Genomic DNA, 19,983 nt, shown 5'->3' with positions numbered 1-19,983 from the left:
AGATGGCGTTCACCCATGCCCAAAGGATTGATCCGCGCCGTAGGCGCCTTGTTGACCGCCCTTGCTTTGTACAGCTTGCTGGGCTTTCTGATATTACCCGGCATCGCCCTTCGCATTGCCAACCAACAGTTGGCCAACTACGCCACAGTGCCGGCGCGAATCGAGCGCATCGAGCTCAACCCCTTCAGCCTGGAACTGACGTTGTGGGGCCTGAAGATCGGTGAGCCAGGCAAAGAGCAAGTAGGTTTCGAACGCCTCTACGCCAACCTGCAGATCGACAGCCTCTGGACCCGCGCCCTGCACCTGGCCGATGTGCAACTGGACAAGCCCAAGACCGAACTGCTGTTCGACAAGTCCGGCCAACTGAACCTGGCGCAGCTGTTCAAACTGCCACCGAGCGAGCCAACCCCGGCCGATCCTGATGCCAAGCCGTTCCCACTGCGTATCGACAGCATCAAGCTGGCCGGTGGTAACCTGCATTTCCAGGACCTGCGCCCCAGCGAACCCATCGAATTCCTCTACGACGAACTCGACTTCGAGCTGAAAAACCTCAGCACATTGCCTGACGACAATGCCGACATGACCCTGGTCGCTGCGGGCCCCGAAGGGGGTCAGATCGACTGGAAAGGCAATTTCAGCCTGGTACCGATCACCTCCGAAGGCACCTTGAAGGTCACCGACGGCAAGATGAAAGCCTGGTGGCCGTATGTACGTGACGCACTGCCACTGGTACTGGAAGACGGGGTGCTCAACTTCAGCACTGACTACAAATTCAGCCTGGCCAAAGAAACCGAGCTGAGCCTGACCAACACCGCCGCCAGCATCGCCCCCTTTGCGATCAAGGCCCCCGATGGCCGGCCACTGGCACGCCTGGAGCGCCTGGACGTCAGCGAAACCACGGTAGACCTGGCCAAGCAGCAGGTCATTGTCGGCAAGATCCGCAGCAACAAGCTGGAAACCTGGGCCGCCCGTGAGGCCGATGGTCAACTGGATTGGCAGAAACTGTTCGCCAGCCAACCGAGCAAACCGGCCAAGGCACCGGAGCCAGCCGCTGCCGACGCGCCTTCGGCGCAACCGGCGGCACCGAGCAAGCCGTGGCAAGTGCTGCTCAAGGATGTGCAACTGCGTAACTATCAGGTGCACCTGGCAGACCGCCAGGTAAAACCTGCGGTCGCGCTGGAACTGGGCCCGTTGAATGTCGACGTACAGAACTTCGACAGCCTCAACCAGAGCCCCTTTGCCTTGAAGATCGACACCGGCCTGGGCAAACAAGGCAAGATCCAGGCAACCGGCGAGGTTAACCTCAACCCCGTCAGCGCCAAGCTGAAAGTGAACACCCAGGACATCGACCTGCGGGTCGCCCAGGCTTATATCAGCCCGTTTATTCGCCTGGAATTGCGCAGCGGCATGCTGGGCAGCAACCTGGACGTGAACCTCAAAAGCACCGAGCCACTGGCCCTTCAGGTCACCGGCCGCGCTCAGGTTGACCAGTTGCATACCCTGGACACCCTCAAGAGCCGCGACTTCCTAAAATGGCAACGCCTGGTGCTCGAAGGCGTGAATTACCAGCACGGCCAAAGCCTGTCGATCGACAAGGTCAACTTGTTGCAGCCGTATGCGCGCTTCATGATCAACGAAGATCGCACCACCAACATCGACGACCTGCTGATCCCGCAGCCCGCCGACAGCGGCAGCAAGTCGGCCGCCAAACCTGCCGCCAGTAACGACAAGCCCTTGGGCATTCATATCGGCCAGATCGCGATCAACGACGGTTCGGCCAACTTTGCCGACTTTAGCCTCACGCCCAACTTTGCCACCGCGATTCAACAGCTCAACGGCCAGATTGGCACCATCGACAGCCGCCAGGCCAAACCGGCCAGCGTCGACATCAAGGGCAAGGTGGACCGTTACGCGCCAGTGACGATCAAAGGCAGCGTGAACCCGTTTGACCCGATGGCCGCGTTGGATATCGCCACCAGCTTCAAGCGTGTCGAGTTGACCAACCTGACACCTTACTCAGGCAAGTTCGCAGGCTTCCGCATCCGCAAGGGCCGCCTGAATCTCGATCTGCACTACGTGATCACCAAAGGCCAGTTGAAGGCTGAAAACAAAGTGGTGGTCGAGCAACTGCAATTGGGTGAAAAAGTCGACAGCTCCGATGCCGTCGACTTACCGATTCGCCTGGCTGTCGCCCTGCTCAAGGACTCCGACGGCAAGATCTCCATCGAACTGCCGGTAAGCGGCGACCTGAACAACCCGCAATTCAGCGTGATGCCGATTGTGTGGCAGACCCTGCGTAACCTCGTGGTGCGCGCGGCAACAGCGCCCTTCAAGTTCATTGGCGGGCTGGTCACCGGTGGCGGCTCTGAAGACTTGGGTAATGTGTCGTTCGCCGCAGGCTCCAGTGAGCTGAACAAAGACGCCGAAGGCGCTCTGAACACCCTGGCCAAGGCGCTGAAAGAACGCCCTGCCCTGCGCCTGGAAATTGAAGGCACAGCCGCTGCCAGCAGCGACGGGCCGTTCCTGGCCGCACAGCGACTGGAACGTGAATACCAATACAACTATTACAAGATCCTCCAGCGCCGCGGCGACAAAGTCCCGGCCCAGGCCTCGTTGCTTGAAGTACCAGAGAAGGAAAAAGCGCCATTGCTGGAAGGCATCTACCGCACCCGCCTCAAACAGCAACCACCGGCCGAATGGAAGGACCTGGGCAGCGATGAGCGCTCGGCGAAGCTCAAGGACGGTGTGATCAAGTTCTGGAGTGGCAGTGACGTGCTACTGCGCGAGATGGGGCAGGACCGAGCCAGCACTATCAAGGACTACCTGGTAGACAAGGGCCAGTTGGAAGATGACCGCGTGTATTTCATCGATGCGCAGCTGGGCCAGGCCGAGAAAGATGGCCGCGTGATCACGCCAATGCACTTGGATGCTGAGTAACTTCTAAGCACCGCCCATCCTAATGTGGGAGCTGGCTTGCCTGCGATAGCATCACCTCGGTGCAACTGAATGACCGAGGTGCCAGCATCGCAGCATAGGTATCTACACGATTTTGTAGGTTGTAGCAGCCGACGGTAACCACGATGCGAAGCGAGTCGCTCTTGCTCTTGATCTTGCTCTTGATCTCAAGCGCCCCGTTAAACCACGCTGGCCGAACGCAGGCTTGAATTCGTGGCCCACGGATTCAAGCCTGCGTTCGGGCACACCGAGCCCAAGCGAGGCGCCGAGTGGTGGGGCAAGAGCCTTTTGCTTACTTTTGGGCTCCTTTCAAAAGTGAGCCGCCGTCAGGCGGAACCCTAAGTGGCCGTTACCGCAGCAATGAATATGTACACGGTCCGACTGTATTGACTGTCAGGCCGTCTTCGCAGGCAAGCCAGCTCCCACATTTGGATCGTGGTGTGTCAGGCACATCTGCGTCGGTTGGTAGGTCGTCACGGGAGCAAGCTCCCTCGCCACAGGTTCAGTGTCGCAGCGAAGGTGTGTAGACACCTATGCGTATCGCAGGCAGCTCCCACATTTTTTTGGCCTGATTTCTGTTTCAACCCGAAATAGAACAGGCCCCGACACAAATGCCGGGGCCTGTAATGACCACATCCGTGTGGTCGGTCGCATGAACTCCAGAGGTGCGTCAGGTGGATATCTAGCTCACCCTAAGCCGCCGCTATTCAGTTCAAACGAAACGTTCAGCGTTACTCTGCTTTCAGGCCATCGGCCGAGACAGCTTTAACGCCTTTGATTTTCTTGGTGATCGCTACAGCCGTTTCTTTCTGTGCAGCAGTCACGGCGGTAGGCGACGACAGGGATACAACACCTTTGTTGGTTTCAACCTTGATGTCGGTGCCAGGAATACCTTTTTCAGTTACCAGGTCAGCCTTCACTTTGGTAGTGATCCAGGTATCGCTGGTGGTCTCTTTAGCGTCGTGGGCAGCGCCTTTGGTTTTGTCGATGCCGTCAGCCTTGGTAGCACCGCCAGCCAGCAGGCCGTCAGCAGAAACCGCAGTCACACCTTTGATTTTCTTGGTGATGGCTACAGCAGTCGCTTTTTGCGAATCCGAGATAGCTACGTCGGAGGACAGGGAAACCACACCTTTGTTGGTCTCAACCTTGATGTCCGAACCCGGAATGCCTTTTTCGGTCAGCAGGTCAGCTTTGACTTTAGTGGTGATCCAAGTATCCGAAACGCTTTCCTTAGCCTTGGTCGCTTCACCGGCCGCCAAAGTCATAGGGGCTTGGGAAGTCTGAGCAAAGGCTACGTTAGCACCCATGGCCAGGGTCAGAGCGGTAGCAGTAGCGAGAGCGAACTTCTTCATACGAGTAACTCCTGTTTTATTAAAAGTCTGCAGACGTAAACCTTCATGCTGCAGCGCTACCAGGGATATTGCAGGCAGTGTGCCAAGTCGCCGAACAGATTAAATACCTTTATAAACAATGAGTTATAGAAATAGCGTATTTTCGAAATCGTGCAACTTGCATGAAGCGCATCGGGCCTGCATGCAAGTTGCGGCTTTTGGGCAGCGCTAAACAGCTGATTCTGCTTCATTTTCTCGCACCCATAAAAAAAGGACTCCGAAGAGTCCTTTTTTTCAGCGTAAAGCCTGCGGGTGTTTAAACGCCCGAAGCCTTCGCGGCTGCTACGTCCTTGATGGACAGCTTGATACGGCCGCGGTTGTCCACGTCCAGTACCAGCACTTCCACTTCCTGGCCTTCTTTCAGAATGTCGGTCACTTTCTCAACCCGAGCATCGCTCAGCATGGAGATGTGAACCAGACCGTCTTTGCCTGGCAGGATGTTGACGAACGCGCCGAAGTCGACGATGCGCTCAACCTTGCCGACGTAGATCTTGCCGATCTCGGCTTCAGCGGTGATGCCCAGGACGCGCTGGCGTGCTGCTTCAGCCGCTTCCTTGGTTTCGCCGAAGATCTTGATCGAACCGTCGTCTTCGATGTCGATCGAAGCCTTGGTTTCTTCACAGATCGCACGGATGGTCGCGCCGCCTTTACCGATGACATCACGGATTTTGTCGGTGTCGATTTTCATCGCGATCATGGTCGGAGCATTTTCCGACAGTTCGGTGCGAGACTGACCAATGATCTGGTTCATCTGGCCGAGGATGTTCAGGCGCGCTTCCAGGGCTTGGCCCAGGGCGATTTCCATGATCTCTTCGGTGATGCCCTTGATCTTGATGTCCATCTGCAGCGCGGTCACACCTTTAGCGGTACCGGCTACTTTGAAGTCCATGTCGCCCAGGTGGTCTTCGTCACCCAGGATGTCGGTCAGGATGGCGAACTTCTCGCCTTCTTTAACCAGGCCCATGGCGATACCGGCAACCGGCGCCTTCATCGGCACACCGGCGTCCATCAGAGCGAGGGAAGCGCCGCAAACGGAAGCCATGGAGCTGGAACCGTTGGACTCAGTGATTTCCGATACAACACGGATGGTGTACGGGAACACGTCGGCGGCAGGCAGCATGGCCTGCACCGAACGGCGAGCCAGACGGCCGTGACCGATTTCGCGACGACCTGCACCGCCCATACGACCACACTCGCCCACCGAGAACGGAGGGAAGTTGTAGTGCAGCATGAAGGGGTCTTTTTTCTCGCCTTCCAGGGTGTCCAGCAGTTGTGCGTCACGGGCAGTACCCAGGGTCGCAACGACCAAGGCCTGGGTTTCGCCACGGGTGAACAGCGCCGAACCGTGAGTTTTCGGCAGAACGCCGACTTCGATGTTCAGCGGACGCACGGTGCGGGTATCGCGACCGTCGATACGTGGCTTGCCGTTAACGATGTTTTCGCGAACGGTGCGGTATTCGATCTCACCGAAAGCAGCTTTGACTTCGCTGGAAGAAGGCTGGCCTTCTTCGCCGGACAGCTTGGCCACGACCTGGTCCTTCAGCTCACCCAGGCGAGCATAACGGTCGGCCTTGACGGTGATGGTGTAGGCGTCGGAGATGGCAGCGCCGAACTCGGAGCGGATAGCGCCCAGCAGTTCGGTGGCTTCCGGGGCAGCAGCCCAGGTCCAGGTTGGCTTGGCAGCTTCGGCAGCCAATTCCTTAACCGCGTTGATCACAACCTGGAACTCGTCGTGAGCAAACAGTACGGCACCCAGCATCTGGTCTTCGGTCAGCTCTTTGGCTTCCGACTCAACCATCAATACGGCTTCGGACGTACCGGCAACGACCATGTCCAGGCTCGAGGCTTTCTGTTGCTCGTAAGTCGGGTTCAGCAGGTAGCCGGTGCTTTCGTGGAACGCAACGCGGGCAGCGCCGATCGGGCCATCGAAAGGAATACCGGAGATGGCCAGGGCAGCCGAGGTACCGATCATCGCAGCGATGTCCGGATCGGTCTTCTTGCTGGTGGAAACGACGGTGCAGACAACCTGCACTTCGTTCATGAAGCCTTCTGGGAACAGCGGACGGATCGGACGGTCGATCAGTCGGGAAGTCAGGGTTTCTTTCTCGGAAGGACGGCCTTCGCGCTTGAAGAAACCGCCAGGGATCTTACCGGCAGCGTAAGTCTTTTCCTGGTAGTGAACGGACAGAGGGAAGAAGCCCTTGCTCGGGTCAGCGGTCTTGGCGCCAACAACGGTCACCAGTACGGTCACGTCGTCGTCAACGGTAACCAGCACTGCGCCGGAGGCTTGACGGGCGATACGGCCTGTCTCGAGGGTAACGGTCGACTGACCGAACTGGAATTTTTTGATAACCGGGTTCACGGTGTCCTACCTTCTTTGTGGCTCTTGGGGGAACTTGTCTTCTTGCGAAATTCTTGGGCAATGCCGGGAATCGGCCCGACGCTCGTCCAGGGAAAAAACGTGTATCCAGATAAAACTTGAGGCTGGGAGCCTACCACGGGCCAACGGGAATCCCGATGACACGCGGCAGACAACCAACCTCTAGCGCAATCGCTTATTAGCGACGCAGACCCAGGCGACCGATCAGAGTCTGATAACGACCCAGATCCTTGCCTTTCAGGTAGTCCAGCAGCTTACGGCGCTGGTTTACCATGCGGATCAGACCACGACGGGAGTGGTGGTCTTTACCGTTGGCCTTGAAGTGACCTTGCAGTTTGTTGATGTTGTGGGTCAGCAGTGCAACTTGCACTTCTGGCGAACCAGTGTCACCAACAGCTTGCTGATAGTCAGCTACGATTTGTGCTTTTTCTTGAACGTCGAGAGCCATGAGGCAATCCTTTTTTTAAGGAAACCACCCAAAGGGCAGTTTCAACAGGCCAGGGACAAATCCCTGTATCTAAAAATGAGTGTTGACCATGCCTGTTAACAGCCACACTCGTTCCAGTTTGCGTAAAAGCTACTGCGCTTTACCACAAACTGGTTCCGGTCATTCTGACCGAATCAGCCGACGCGGCGCGATGCGCCCGTCTTCGCTCACTTCACCGATACCGATAAAGCGACCGTTATGATCTTGTACTCGCACCATGCCGAACTTCGGGGCATCCGGGGCGCGTACCGGCTGGCCGTTGAGCCAGTAGAACGCGCTGTGCTCCGAAAAGTGCAGCAATGGCCAATCGAGCAAACCGCTGTCCGATGGCATCATGAAGCGATCAACCGCTTCGTTGCCGCCTTCGGCGTGCACTGCCTCAAGCTCTTCCAGCGTGACCGTCTGGGCCAAGGTGAAAGGTCCGGCTTGTGTACGTCGCAGTTCGGCAACGTATGCGCCACAGCCAAGTTGCTCACCAATATCCTCCACCAGGGTACGGATATAGGTGCCTTTGCTGCAGTCCACGGCCAAACGGGCAGTGTCGCCTTCACAAGCGAGCAATTCCAAGCGCGCAATAGTAACAGAACGCGGTTCGCGCTCCACTACTTCGCCCGCACGTGCCAGCTTGTAAAGTGGCTGACCATCGCGCTTGAGTGCCGAGTACATCGGCGGTATCTGACTGATTTGCCCACGAAAAGCGGGTAAGGCAGCTTCGATATCCGCACGACCAACGGTCACGTCGCGAACCTGCAAAACATCACCTTCGGCATCCGCGGTGGTGGTGGTCTTGCCCAGTTGCATCAGGGTTTCGTAACCCTTGTCGGAATCAAGCAGGTATTGCGAAAACTTGGTGGCCTCGCCAAAGCACAACGGCAATACACCGGTGGCCAATGGATCAAGGCTGCCGGTGTGCCCGGCCTTCTCGGCGTTGAGCAGCCAGCGAACCTTCTGCAACGCGGCATTGGAGGTAAAGCCAATGGGTTTGTCGAGCAGAATGATGCCACTGACGTTGCGACGAATACGTTTGACCTGAGCCACCGCTTACTCCTTGGCGTCTTCAGGTGTGGACGGATGCTGGCTGTCTTCAGCCACGGCGCGTTCGATCAGAGCCGACAGGTGCGCGCCACGCACGACGCTTTCGTCGTAGTGGAAGTGCAACTGTGGAACGCTGCGCAGCTTCATTTCACGGGCCAACTGCATACGCAGGAAACCTGCAGCAGAGTTGAGCACCTTGATGCTTTGCGCGATTTCTTCGCTGTTGTCCTGCCCCATCACGGTGATGAAGATCTTGGCGTGACCCACGTCACGGCTCACTTCAACAGCGGTAATGGTGACCAGGCCAACGCGTGGGTCTTTGACTTCGCGGCGGATCAGTTGGGCCAGCTCACGCTGCATCTGATCGCCGATACGCTGGGTACGGCTGTATTCTTTTGCCATGTCTTGTTACCTGTTACTGCCACACGGTGAAACCCGTGGGGTCTGAAAGCGGCAAACGCCCGGCCTGACAAAAGCCAGACCGGGCGTTGCGTTTAGAGTCCTGACGCTGCGCGGGGCATCTGCATGCCCACACGCTGCGCGGCTCCTGAAGTGCGCGAGTTAGAGGCTGCGAGCAACCTGAACCTTCTCGAAGACTTCGATCTTGTCGCCAACCTTGACGTCGTTGTAGCTCTTGACGCCGATACCGCATTCCATGCCGGCACGTACTTCGGCAGCGTCATCCTTGAAGCGGCGCAGGGATTCCAGCTCGCCTTCGAAGATAACGATGTCTTCACGCAGTACACGGATTGGACGGTTACGGTACACAGTGCCTTCAACCACCATACAGCCGGCGATCGCACCGAATTTCGGCGAGCGGAACACGTCACGCACCTCGGCGATACCCAGGATGTTCTCCCGGACGTCGCTGCCAAGCATGCCGGTAAGGGCTTTCTTGACGTCTTCGATGATGTCGTAGATGACGTTGTAGTAACGCATGTCCAGGCCTTCCTGCTCGACGATCTTGCGAGCGCCAGCATCGGCACGCACGTTGAAGCCGAACAGTACAGCGTTGGAGGCCAGTGCCAGGTTGGCGTCGGATTCGGTGATACCACCGACACCGCCACCGACAACACGCACTTGCACTTCGTCGTTACCCAGGCCGTTCAAGGCGCCGTTCAACGCTTCGAGGGAACCACGAACGTCAGACTTGAGGACGATGTTAAGCGTCTTCTTCTCTTCCTGGCCCATGTTCTCGAAGATGTTTTCCAGCTTGCCGGCGTGAGCACGGGCCAGCTTGACCTCGCGGAACTTGCCTTGACGGAACAGAGCCACTTCACGGGCTTTCTTCTCGTCGGCCACTACGCTCATCTCGTCGCCAGCGTCCGGCGTACCGTCCAGGCCGAGAATCTCGACTGGGATAGCAGGACCTGCTTCCTTGATTGGCTTGCCGTTCTCGTCGAGCATGGCACGTACACGGCCGTAGTTCGAACCGACCAGCACCATGTCGCCTTGGCGCAGGGTACCGTCTTGGACCAGCACGGTGGCAACCGGGCCACGGCCCTTGTCGAGACGGGACTCAACCACGACGCCACGGCCAGGAGCCGATGGAGTAGCGGTCAGTTCCAGGACTTCGGCTTGCAACAGCACCGCTTCGAGCAGTTCGTCAACGCCGGTACCCATTTTCGCCGAGACTGATACGAATGGCGTCTCGCCACCCCATTCCTCGGACGTCACGCCGTGAACCGACAGTTCGCTACGGATGCGATCGAGATCGGCGCCCGGCTTGTCGATTTTGTTCACGGCAACGACCAGAGGAACACCGGCAGCCTTGGCGTGCTGGACAGCTTCAATGGTCTGCGGCATTACGCCGTCGTCCGCTGCAACCACCAGGATCACGATGTCAGTCGCCTTGGCACCACGGGCACGCATTGCGGTAAACGCGGCGTGACCTGGGGTGTCGAGGAAAGTGACCATGCCGCGTTCGGTTTCAACGTGGTATGCACCGATGTGCTGGGTAATACCACCGGCTTCGCCTGCGGCAACCTTGGCACGACGGATGTAGTCGAGCAGGGAAGTCTTACCGTGGTCAACGTGGCCCATTACGGTCACAACCGGCGCACGGGAAACCGCTTCACCTTCAAACTTCAGGGACTCGGCCAGGGAATCTTCCAGGGCGGTGTCGCTGACCAGGGTCACTTTGTGGCCCAGCTCTTCAGCAACCAACTGGGCAGTTTCCTGGTCCAGAACCTGGTTGATGGTGGCTGGAGTGCCCAGCTTGAACATGAACTTGATGATTTCAGCAGCCTTGACCGACATCTGCTGGGCCAGATCGCCCACAGTGATGGTCTCGCCGATCTTCACTTCACGCACGACAGGGCCGGTTGGGCTCTGGAAACCGTGGGCGTTGCGCTTCTTCAGCTTGGCCTTGCCGCGACCACCACGACGGAAGCCATCGCTTTCTTCGTCGGTGGTACGTGGGGCAACGCGTGGCGCAGGCGCTTTCTCTTTGACCGAGGCGCGGTGCGGAGCGTTTTTACGCTCGCCATCGCCACCACCACCGCGACGATTGTTGTCGTCAGCACGTGGTTTGTCCGGACGACGAGGCTCGTCGCGCTTGCGGGCATCTGCTGCAGGAGCAGGTGCAGCGGCAGCCGGGGCAGCCTCACGCACAGCTTCAACAGGGGCGGCGACCGCGTCAGTGGCAGCAGGTTGCGCAGCAGCAGGCTGGCGACGCGCTTCTTCTTCGGCGCGACGCTTGGCTTCTTCTTCAGCCTTCTGACGTGCAGCGTTTTCTACTGCGCGACGTTCTTCCAGCTCGCGTTTGCGCTCGGCTTCGATTTCTTCCGGGCTGCGCTGTACGAAGACTTTCTTCTTGCGTACTTCAACGCTGATGCTCTTGCTACCTGCAACCCGCAGGGTGCTGGTGGTTTTGCGCTGCAATGTAATCTTGCGCGGTTCTTCCACTTTCGCCTTGTGGCTGCTCTTCAAGTGAGTCAGCAAAGACTGCTTCTCACTATCGCTCACACCTTCATCGGCGGCGGTGTGCGGCAGACCTGCCTCACGCATCTGCTGCAACAGGCGCTCTACCGGTGTTTTGACCTCATCGGCCAGTTGTTTCACCGTGACTTGCGTCATGCACTTCTCTCCTCAGGCCGCGCCTAATTACTCGAACCAATGGGCTCGGGCGGCCATGATCAACTTGCCGGCACGATCTTCGTCAATGCCGTCGATGTCGAGCAGATCGTCAATAGACTGCTCGGCCAGGTCTTCGCGGGTAATTACGCCGCGCACCGCCAGTTCCATCGCCAAATCCTTGTCCATACCCTCAAGCGAGAGCAGGTCTTCGGCCGGATGGGCGTCTGCCAGCTTTTCCTCAGTAGCGATGGCTTTAGTCAACAAACGATCCTTGGCCCGAGCGCGGAGCTCGTTGACGATATCCTCGTCAAAGCCGTCGATGTTGAGCATTTCTTCCAACGGTACGTAGGCAATCTCTTCCAGGCTGGTGAAGCCTTCATCTACCAGCACCTGTGCCAGTTCTTCATCGACTTCCAACTCTTCGATGAAGTTGCGCAGGATGTCACCGGTTTCAGCTTGCTGCTTAGCCTGGATGTCCGATTCGGTCATCACGTTCAGGGTCCAACCGGTCAGTTGGCTGGCCAGACGCACGTTCTGACCACCACGACCAATGGCCTGAGCCAGATTGTCTGCGCCAACGGCGATGTCCATTGCATGGGCATCTTCGTCAACGATAATTGCCGCCACTTCAGCTGGCGACATGGCGTTGATCACGAACTGCGCCGGGTTATCGTCCCACAGGACGATGTCCACACGCTCACCGCCCAATTCGCCCGACACTGCCTGGACGCGCGAACCGCGCATACCGATGCAAGCGCCTTGCGGGTCGATGCGTTTGTCTTTGGAGCGGACCGCGATCTTGGCACGCGAACCCGGGTCACGGGACGCAGCCATCACTTCGATCAGGCCTTCGGCGATTTCCGGCACTTCGATACGGAACAGCTCAATCAGCATTTCCGGCGCGGTACGCGACAGGATCAACTGCGGGCCGCGGTTCTCGGTGCGGATTTCCTTGAGCAGCGCACGCAAGCGCACGCCGACACGGAAGGTTTCGCGAGAGATGATGTCTTCGCGGGCCAGCAACGCTTCGGCGTTGTTGCCCAGGTCGACGATCACGTTGTCGCGGGTAACTTTTTTCACGGTGCCGGAGATGATTTCACCCAGGCGTTCGCGATAGGCGTCAACGACTTGAGCGCGCTCGGCTTCGCGAACCTTCTGCACGATGACCTGCTTGGCGGTCTGTGCAGCAATACGGCCGAATTCGATCGACTCGATCTTTTCTTCAACAACATCGCCAACCTGAGCGCCCGGATGCGTTTGCGCAACCTTGCTTGGCCAGGTTTCGATTGCCGGATCATCAAGATCGTCCTCTTCGACCACCGTCCAACGACGGAAAGTCTCATAGGCACCGGTGTGGCGGTTGATTTCCACACGCAGATCTACTTCGTCTTCAAAACGTTTCTTGGTAGCAGTGGCCAGGGCCAGCTCCAACGCTTCAAAAATCACGCTTGCCGGTACACCCTTTTCATTGGATACCGACTCAACAACCAGCAGTACTTCTTTGCTCATCGTACGCCTCGCCTTTCGCAAGCCATTGGATCCGCGGGATCCGCGTCTCAGTCAAAACTGGGAATAATGTTGGCCTTGTCGATCATATCGATCGGCAACAGGAACTCATGGTCTTCTACCTGCACCACGACATCCTGATCTTCTACACTGCGCAGAAGGCCCTGAAAGTTGCGTCGCCCTTCAAAGGGGGAGCGCAGCTTGATCTTCACTTGTTCACCGGCATATTTAGCAAACTGCTCGAGAGTGAACAGTGGGCGTTCCATGCCTGGCGAGGAAACCTCAAGGGTGTATTCAACGGAGATTGGATCTTCAACATCCAGCACACCGCTGATCTGACGGCTGACAATGGCACAATCGTCCACCAGCACGCCGCCCTCTTTATCGATATAAACGCGCAACATTGAGTGGCGACCTTGAGCCGAAAACTCAATACCCCAGCATTCATAGCCTAGGGCCACGACCACCGGGGCCAACAAGGCCTGCAACTCTTCTAGCTTGCTCGACACCTGAACCCCCTCGTGCATGTATGTGCATGCTGTGCAAAATAAAAAAATGGGCGAAACGCCCATCCTTGAAACGCCGTCGAACAGCGGCGTTGAAAGTGTCCAGCTAACAAAAAGCCCCTTAAAAGGGGCTCCGCTAAAACTGGTTGCGGGGGCCGGATTTGAACCGACGACCTTCGGGTTATGAGCCCGACGAGCTACCAGACTGCTCCACCCCGCGACAAAGCTGGGGCGGAAGTATACGACCGATCCCTTGCAGGGTCAATGTAACCTTCCACCTACAAGAAAGCCCGCAACAGCGGGCTCTCCTGATAATTGGTACCGAGAAGGGGACTCGAACCCCTACACCCTATGGGCACAACCACCTCAAGGTTGCGTGTCTACCAATTCCACCACCTCGGCAATACAGCGCTTACAACCCTTCTTACTTCTGCTCTTGAGCTGGAGGTACGTCAGTCGCTGGAGTAGCCGACTTTTGCTCTTGAAGCACCGGGACATCATCAGAAGCCGGTTTTGCTTTTGGAACTTCCAACACTGCTGGGTTTGGCAAACCTACTTGAGTCAGCACATGAGCTTTCTCTTTAGCAAAGTAACCTAACCCTAAGCTGGTTATGAAGAAACCTGCGGCAAGTATAGCAGTAAACTTACTAAGAAAGGTAGAGGAACCTTGGCTTCCGAACACAGTATTTGAAGCACCTGCACCGAAAGACGCACCAGCATCCGCACCTTTACCCTGTTGCAACAAAACCAGAGCAACTACGCTCAGGGCAGCCAACAGATGAAAAACGACTACGACTGTTTCCAGCATTTTTTCAGTTTCCCGCGGCGCGACAGATCGCACCGAACTCATCTGCATTCAGGGAAGCTCCACCAATGAGCCCCCCATCGATATCCGGCATGCCGAACAGTTCGACCGCATTGGCCGCCTTCACGCTGCCGCCGTATAGAAGCCGCACACCTTGTGCGACTTCAGAATTCTCTGCCGCCAACTGCGCGCGGATGGCTGCGTGCACATCCTGCGCCTGTTGCGGTGTAGCAGTCAGCCCGGTGCCAATGGCCCAGACCGGCTCGTAAGCAATAACTGCCTTTGCAAATGCACCAACACCCAGCTCCTCGATGATGCTGCCCAGCTGACGCGAGACAACTTCAAGAGTCTTGCCCGATTCGCGCTGCTCAAGGGTCTCCCCTATGCACAACACCGGAATCAAGCCACAAGCCTGTGCTGCGGCGAATTTGCGGTTGAGTGTCCCATCCCGCTCGCCCATCATCTGGCGACGCTCGGAGTGCCCGACAAGCACATAGGAACAACCCGCATCAACCAGCTGACTCGGCGAAATCTCGCCGGTCAACGCACCTTGCATCGGCTCTACCGCAGAGTTCTGCGCGCCGACCTGAATCGACTTGCCCTTCAAGCCATCAACCACTTGGTTGATATGCAAGCAAGGCGGGAACACCGCGACGTCAACACCGCTAGGCAAGGCCAAGTGACGAAGGCCGTTGATCAGCTCAGCGACACTGGCGCGGGTACCGTGCATCTTCCAGTTACCAGCTACCATAGTGCGACGCATGCTGTACCCCGTCGGTCAAAGTGGGCGCAGATGTTACCCAACCACATCATCACTGGCAAGCCGAATTCAGGCGCAAACTTCAGTTACCAGTTTTGCCAGGTCTTCGGCATGGCCGCGAACCTGTGTTTCGTCCTCGCCTTCGACCATCACACGCACCAGCGGCTCTGTGCCGGACTTGCGCAGCAACACACGCCCGCGCCCCGCCATTGCCTGAGTTACGCGCTCGCAAGCCTCTTTGACAGCAGGGTGTTCGATGGGGTTTTCGCCACCGGCAAAACGCACATTGAGCAGCACTTGCGGGCACTTGCGCAGGGCTTGGCGCGCCTGGGCCAGGCTCTCTTCGCGGCGACGCAGGGCCAACAGCACCTGTAGCGCGGCGATGATCGCGTCACCCGTGGTGGTGTGCTGGAAGCAAACCACGTGCCCGGAGTTCTCGCCGCCGACCAACCAGTTACGCTCCAGCAGCTCGGCGATCACGTAGCGGTCACCGACATTGGCGCGAATAAAGGGAATCCCCAGTTCTGCCAACGCCAATTCCAGCCCGAGATTACTCATCAGGGTGCCGACCACGCCGCCTTGCAGCTTGTTACGCTCATGCAGGTCACGGGCAATGATGAACAACAGGTCATCACCATCCACGATCGTGCCAGTGTGATCCACCATCAGCACGCGGTCGCCATCGCCATCAAAAGCGATGCCCAGGTCCGCATGCTCAGCCAGCACTGCAGCCTGCAGCTGCTCCATGTGGGTGGAACCGCAGTTGTCGTTGATGTTCAAGCCGTTGGGCTGAGCCGACAGCACGGTAACCTGTGCGCCCAGTTCCTTGAAGACGCTCGGCGCCACCTTGTAGGTCGCCCCATGGGCGCAATCGACAACAATCTTCAAGCCTGCAAAATTGGTGCTGCTCGGAACGCTGCTTTTACAGAATTCGATATAGCGGCCTGACGCGTCGTTAATGCGCGACACCTTGCCCAGCTTGCTGGACTCGACCACCGTCATCGGCGCATCCAGCAGCTCTTCGATCATCAACTCGATCTCGTCAGGCAGCTTGGTGCCCTGCCCCGAGAAAAACTTGATGCCATTGTCATCATGAGGATTGTGGGAGGCGCTGATCACAATACCGGCTTCGGCGTGGAAGGTACGCGTCAGGTAAGCGATTGCCGGCGTGGGCATAGGGCCCAACAGCATCACATCGGCCCCAGCGGCGGACAATCCGGCCTCCAGCGCAGACTCAAACATGTAACCCGAAATACGGGTGTCCTTGCCCACCAGGATGCGACACGCGCCCATGCTGCGGAACGCCATGCCTGCCGCCCAACCCAGCTTGAGCATGAAATCAGGGGTGATCGGGAATTCGCCGACCCGACCACGAATGCCGTCGGTGCCAAAATATTTTTTAGTCATAAGTGCTCCATCATTCTTATTCGGCTGATTCTACAGCAGCGAGCATGCGCACCACATCGACCGTTTCGGCGACATCATGCACACGCAAAATACGTGCGCCCTTGGTTACAGCAAGTGCCGCAAGCGCCAGGCCGCCATACAGGCGTTCGCCGACCGGGCGATTCAAGGCGAGCCCTATCATGCTCTTGCGCGAAACGCCGACCAACAGCGGGCGACCAAGGGCGTGCAAGGCTTCCATGTGTTTGAACAGACTTAGATTGTGCTGCAGGGTCTTGGCAAAGCCAAACCCCGGATCGAGGATGATCTGCTCAGGCGCGATACCCACAGCGACACATTGGGCGACCCTATCAGCAAGAAACCCACTGACCTCACCGACCAGATCGTCGTAATGCGGATTGTCTTGCATGTTGCCGGGCTCACCCAGCATATGCATCAGGCAGACAGGCAAGCCGGTTGCAGCGGCCGCATCAAGGGCGCCGTCGCGCTGAAGCGAACGCACATCGTTGATCAACCCCGCTCCGAGCCGCGCGGTTTCGCGCATCACTGCCGGGGTGGAGGTGTCTACCGAGATGATGACATCCAGCTCACGGGCAATACGCTCGACCACCGGCGCCACCCGCTCCAGTTCCTCCAACGGAGAAACAACGCGGGCGCCGGGGCGGGTCGATTCCCCCCCCACATCAATCAACGTCGCACCGGCAGCCACCATCGCCTCGGCATGGCGCAACGCGGCGTCCAGCTGGCTGAAGCGGCCACCATCGGAAAAGGAGTCAGGGGTTACATTGAGGATGCCCATGACATGCGTCCGGGCCAAATCAAGAACCCGGTTGCCGCAAGGCAACCGGGTAGAGGACAAAGCAGAAGTCATTTCAAACCTTAGTGATCAGCTGCCGGGCCGCCGATAGGCGTTTCAGGGCGCTCATTCTGCACCACAGGCGGTGTGCCTGAAGTACCCGAACCACCTTCCCAGTCGCGCGGTTCACGCGGCGCACGGCCCGCCATGATGTCGTCGATCTGGTCGGCATCAATGGTTTCGTACTTCATCAACGCATCAGCCATGGCGTCCAGCTTGTCACGGTTGTCAGTCAGGATCTGCTTGGCCGTGCCGTAGCACTGGTCAATGATGCTGCGAACTTCGGAGTCGATCAGCTTGGCTGTCTCACCCGAGAAGCTGGCGCTTTGCCCACCGCCGCCACGCCCCAGGAACACTTCGCCTTCTTCTTCGGCGTACATCAATGGGCCGAGTTTTTCCGACAAGCCCCACTTGGTCACCATGTTTCGTGCGATCTGGCTGGCACGCATGATGTCATTGGAGGCACCAGTGGTCACACCGTCGAAGCCAAGGGTCATTTCCTCAGCAATACGACCGCCATACAGCGAGCAGATCTGGCTGATCAGCGCACGCTTGGAGAGGCTGTAGCGATCTTCTTCCGGCAGGAACATGGTCACACCCAGTGCCCGACCACGAGGAATGATCGACACTTTGTAGACGGGGTCATGCTCAGGCACAACGCGACCTACAATGGCGTGACCTGCCTCGTGATAAGCGGTGTTCTGCTTCTCTTTCTCGGACATGACCATGGATTTGCGCTCGGCGCCCATCATGATCTTGTCTTTCGCCAATTCGAACTCTTTCATCTCAACGATGCGCTTGCCAGTACGGGCAGCGAACAGCGAAGCCTCGTTCACCAGGTTCGCCAGATCAGCACCGGAGAAACCGGGAGTACCACGGGCGATCACAGCCGGAGCCACGTCGTCACCCATTGGCACCTTGCGCATGTGTACTTTCAGGATCTGCTCACGACCACGAATGTCCGGCAGGCCGACCACAACCTGACGGTCGAAACGGCCCGGACGCAGCAACGCAGGGTCGAGAACGTCGGGACGGTTGGTTGCGGCGATGACGATAATGCCGTCATTCATCTCGAAACCATCCATCTCTACCAGCAACTGGTTGAGGGTCTGCTCACGCTCATCGTGACCACCCCCCATGCCCGCGCCACGATGGCGACCAACGGCATCGATTTCGTCGATGAAGATGATGCATGGCGCGTGCTTCTTGGCCTGCTCGAACATATCGCGAACACGGCTGGCGCCGACGCCGACAAACATCTCGACGAAGTCAGAACCGGAAATCGTGAAGAAAGGCACCTTGGCTTCGCCGGCAATCGCCTTGGCCAGCAAGGTTTTACCGGTACCCGGAGGCCCCACCATCAGCACACCGCGAGGAATACGGCCACCCAGGCGCTGGAACTTGCCCGGATCACGCAGGAACTCGACCAACTCACCGACTTCTTCCTTGGCTTCGTCGCAACCTGCGACGTCAGCCAGGGTGGTCTTCACCTGGTCTTCGGAGAGCAGGCGCGCCTTGCTTTTGCCGAAGCTCATCGGCCCGCCCTTGCCTCCCGCACCGCCTTGCATCTGGCGCATGAAGAACATGAACACGGCGATAATCACCAGGATCGGGAAGCTGGCCACCAGGAGCTGGGTCCAGATGCTTTGCTGTTCAGGCTGCTTGCCTTCCACAACGACCTTGTTATCCACCAGGTCACCGATGAGACCGTTGTCCTGAATGGCAGGACGAATGGTCTTGAAGCTGTCGCCATCGTTGCGCTTACCGGTAATCACGTAGCCATCAACCGCTACGCGCTCGACCTTGCCATCCTTAACTTGCTGGATGAAGTCGGAATAGTTGAGGGTCTGCGGCTCGTTAGGGCTGGAGAAGTTGTTCATCACCGTCACCAGGACAGCCGCGATGATCAACCACAGGATCAGATTCTTTGCCATATCGTTCAATTAACTACCCTCTGAAGCAAGCTCCGCTACTGGCGCGCGCTTCGCATGATATTCACCGGCCTAACTTACTACATTACCTACAACTCTGGCAGGCGCCGTCTGTAACCCTTTGTGAAACTTTGACTACGCAATATTCGTAAAGCTTCGTGACGAAAGCGATATAAAAAAACCTATCGCCCTCCTCGAATTTCTCAAAAACGCTCTTCGCTCGCAGCGCCTTCGACACCGCGGAAGCCACGGCACAGCAGATACTGCTCCCTGGACCGGTCACGGGATGAGTCCGGCTTGCGTGTCTGTACCTTGTCGAACAACTTGCGAATGTTCTTGTGGTACTCGTCGAAACCTTCGCCCTGGAAGACCTTCACCAGGAAATCGCCACCCGGACGCAACACCCGACCTGCCAGATCCAGCGCCAGTTCACACAGGAACATGGCACGCGGCATATCAACAGCCGGTAATCCACTCATATTGGGGGCCATGTCGGAAATCACAAGGTCTACCTGCGAATTTCCCACAGCCTCCAGGATCTCGGCCAATACTTTGTCCTCGGTAAAATCGCCGTGAACAAAGGTCACGTCCGGGATGCTGTCCATCTCGAGGATGTCCGAAGCGATCAGTCGACCTTGCCCACCAATCAGACGACTGGTCACCTGGGACCAGCCACCGGGGGCCGCGCCGAGATCGATAACGCTCATGCCTGGACGGATCAGTTTGTCCTTGTCCTGGATCTCCAGCAGCTTGTAGCTGGCACGGGAACGATAGCCGTCCTTTTGCGCCTTTTTGACGTAAGGATCATTGAAATGTTCTTGTAGCCACTTAAGGCTGGTTTTGGAACGGGCCACGGGCCACCTCGAAAAAATAAAACGGGTCGTGATTA

At 57.7% G+C, this 19,983-nt stretch carries 15 protein-coding genes and 2 tRNA genes; 1 reads left to right on the top strand and 16 read right to left on the bottom strand.

Features of this window, described 5'->3' with window-relative positions; genetic code table 11:
* The first annotated feature begins 15 nt into the window (after window positions 1-15).
* Window positions 16-2,937 (top strand): DUF748 domain-containing protein, encoded by a 2,922-nt coding sequence (locus tag QK296_RS08485; RefSeq protein ID WP_282390806.1) that lies wholly within the window; start codon window positions 16-18, stop codon window positions 2,935-2,937.
* A 749-nt stretch (window positions 2,938-3,686) separates the two neighbouring features.
* On the opposite strand, the gene QK296_RS08480 is transcribed toward QK296_RS08485, so the two are convergent.
* From QK296_RS08480 to rlmE, 16 genes are all read right to left on the bottom strand, one after another.
* Entirely contained in the window at window positions 3,687-4,307 is a 621-nt protein-coding gene (locus tag QK296_RS08480) for a BON domain-containing protein (RefSeq protein ID WP_003194178.1), read from the bottom strand.
* Between the two features lie 295 nt (window positions 4,308-4,602).
* Complete coding sequence (gene pnp / locus QK296_RS08475; RefSeq protein ID WP_003194180.1) at window positions 4,603-6,708, bottom strand: polyribonucleotide nucleotidyltransferase; 2,106 nt, start codon at window positions 6,706-6,708, stop codon at window positions 4,603-4,605.
* A gap of 196 nt (window positions 6,709-6,904) precedes the next feature.
* Window positions 6,905-7,174: a 30S ribosomal protein S15 gene (gene rpsO, locus QK296_RS08470; RefSeq protein WP_003177875.1), complete on the bottom strand. Its 270-nt coding sequence runs from the start codon at window positions 7,172-7,174 to the stop codon at window positions 6,905-6,907.
* A 159-nt stretch (window positions 7,175-7,333) separates the two neighbouring features.
* Complete coding sequence (truB, locus tag QK296_RS08465; protein WP_282390805.1) at window positions 7,334-8,251, bottom strand: tRNA pseudouridine(55) synthase TruB; 918 nt, start codon at window positions 8,249-8,251, stop codon at window positions 7,334-7,336.
* Window positions 8,252-8,254: 3 nt separating this feature from the next.
* Window positions 8,255-8,650, bottom strand: a complete 396-nt coding sequence (gene rbfA, locus QK296_RS08460) for a 30S ribosome-binding factor RbfA (protein WP_003176137.1) — start codon at window positions 8,648-8,650, stop codon at window positions 8,255-8,257.
* Window positions 8,651-8,809: 159 nt separating this feature from the next.
* Window positions 8,810-11,326 carry a translation initiation factor IF-2 gene (gene infB / locus QK296_RS08455; protein WP_003194185.1) on the bottom strand — a complete coding sequence of 839 codons (2,517 nt, stop codon included), beginning with the start codon at window positions 11,324-11,326 and terminating at the stop codon, window positions 8,810-8,812.
* 27 nt (window positions 11,327-11,353) lie between these two features.
* A complete protein-coding gene (nusA, locus tag QK296_RS08450; protein WP_003194187.1) occupies window positions 11,354-12,835 on the bottom strand; it encodes a transcription termination factor NusA in 1,482 nt (493 codons plus the stop codon).
* 47 nt (window positions 12,836-12,882) lie between these two features.
* A complete protein-coding gene (gene rimP, locus QK296_RS08445; protein WP_032897769.1) occupies window positions 12,883-13,341 on the bottom strand; it encodes a ribosome maturation factor RimP in 459 nt (152 codons plus the stop codon).
* 140 nt (window positions 13,342-13,481) lie between these two features.
* Window positions 13,482-13,558: transfer RNA gene (locus tag QK296_RS08440), tRNA-Met, on the bottom strand.
* A gap of 96 nt (window positions 13,559-13,654) precedes the next feature.
* A tRNA-Leu gene (locus QK296_RS08435) sits at window positions 13,655-13,740 on the bottom strand.
* Window positions 13,741-13,762: 22 nt separating this feature from the next.
* The gene (gene secG, locus QK296_RS08430; RefSeq protein WP_003194191.1) at window positions 13,763-14,146 is read right to left on the bottom strand and encodes a preprotein translocase subunit SecG; all 384 of its coding nucleotides are present in this window, start codon (window positions 14,144-14,146) and stop codon (window positions 13,763-13,765) included.
* Window positions 14,147-14,150: 4 nt separating this feature from the next.
* Entirely contained in the window at window positions 14,151-14,906 is a 756-nt protein-coding gene (gene tpiA, locus QK296_RS08425) for a triose-phosphate isomerase (protein ID WP_003194193.1), read from the bottom strand.
* Window positions 14,907-14,972: 66 nt separating this feature from the next.
* Window positions 14,973-16,310, bottom strand: coding sequence for a phosphoglucosamine mutase (gene glmM / locus QK296_RS08420; protein WP_003194195.1), 1,338 nt, complete (start codon window positions 16,308-16,310; stop codon window positions 14,973-14,975).
* Window positions 16,311-16,326: 16 nt separating this feature from the next.
* Window positions 16,327-17,178 (bottom strand): dihydropteroate synthase, encoded by an 852-nt coding sequence (folP, locus tag QK296_RS08415; RefSeq protein WP_003194197.1) that lies wholly within the window; start codon window positions 17,176-17,178, stop codon window positions 16,327-16,329.
* 8 nt (window positions 17,179-17,186) lie between these two features.
* Window positions 17,187-19,097: an ATP-dependent zinc metalloprotease FtsH gene (gene ftsH, locus QK296_RS08410; protein WP_032895273.1), complete on the bottom strand. Its 1,911-nt coding sequence runs from the start codon at window positions 19,095-19,097 to the stop codon at window positions 17,187-17,189.
* A 200-nt stretch (window positions 19,098-19,297) separates the two neighbouring features.
* Window positions 19,298-19,948 carry a 23S rRNA (uridine(2552)-2'-O)-methyltransferase RlmE gene (gene rlmE, locus QK296_RS08405; RefSeq protein WP_014719954.1) on the bottom strand — a complete coding sequence of 217 codons (651 nt, stop codon included), beginning with the start codon at window positions 19,946-19,948 and terminating at the stop codon, window positions 19,298-19,300.
* Between the last annotated feature and the right edge of the window lie 35 nt (window positions 19,949-19,983).

The sequence above is a fragment of the Pseudomonas sp. AL10 genome (genome assembly GCF_029960685.1).
GTDB classification, from domain to species: Bacteria; Pseudomonadota; Gammaproteobacteria; order Pseudomonadales; family Pseudomonadaceae; genus Aquipseudomonas; species Aquipseudomonas lactis.
Note: the sequence above shows the minus strand (reverse complement) of the source record. Positions and strands in the feature narration are given on the sequence as shown.

Excerpts from the sequence above, each read along its gene's own strand:
- QK296_RS08485 (WP_282390806.1), top strand. The coding sequence starts at position 16 with ATGCCCAAAGGATTGATCCGCGCCGTAGGCGCCTTGTTGACCGCCCTT.
- QK296_RS08480 (WP_003194178.1), bottom strand. The coding sequence starts at position 4,307 with ATGAAGAAGTTCGCTCTCGCTACTGCTACCGCTCTGACCCTGGCCATG.
- rpsO (WP_003177875.1), bottom strand. The coding sequence starts at position 7,174 with ATGGCTCTCGACGTTCAAGAAAAAGCACAAATCGTAGCTGACTATCAG.
- rbfA (WP_003176137.1), bottom strand. The coding sequence starts at position 8,650 with ATGGCAAAAGAATACAGCCGTACCCAGCGTATCGGCGATCAGATGCAG.
- infB (WP_003194185.1), bottom strand. The coding sequence starts at position 11,326 with ATGACGCAAGTCACGGTGAAACAACTGGCCGATGAGGTCAAAACACCG.
- nusA (WP_003194187.1), bottom strand. The coding sequence starts at position 12,835 with ATGAGCAAAGAAGTACTGCTGGTTGTTGAGTCGGTATCCAATGAAAAG.
- secG (WP_003194191.1), bottom strand. The coding sequence starts at position 14,146 with ATGCTGGAAACAGTCGTAGTCGTTTTTCATCTGTTGGCTGCCCTGAGC.
- tpiA (WP_003194193.1), bottom strand. The coding sequence starts at position 14,906 with ATGCGTCGCACTATGGTAGCTGGTAACTGGAAGATGCACGGTACCCGC.
- glmM (WP_003194195.1), bottom strand. The coding sequence starts at position 16,310 with ATGACTAAAAAATATTTTGGCACCGACGGCATTCGTGGTCGGGTCGGC.
- folP (WP_003194197.1), bottom strand. The coding sequence starts at position 17,178 with ATGACTTCTGCTTTGTCCTCTACCCGGTTGCCTTGCGGCAACCGGGTT.
- ftsH (WP_032895273.1), bottom strand. The coding sequence starts at position 19,097 with ATGGCAAAGAATCTGATCCTGTGGTTGATCATCGCGGCTGTCCTGGTG.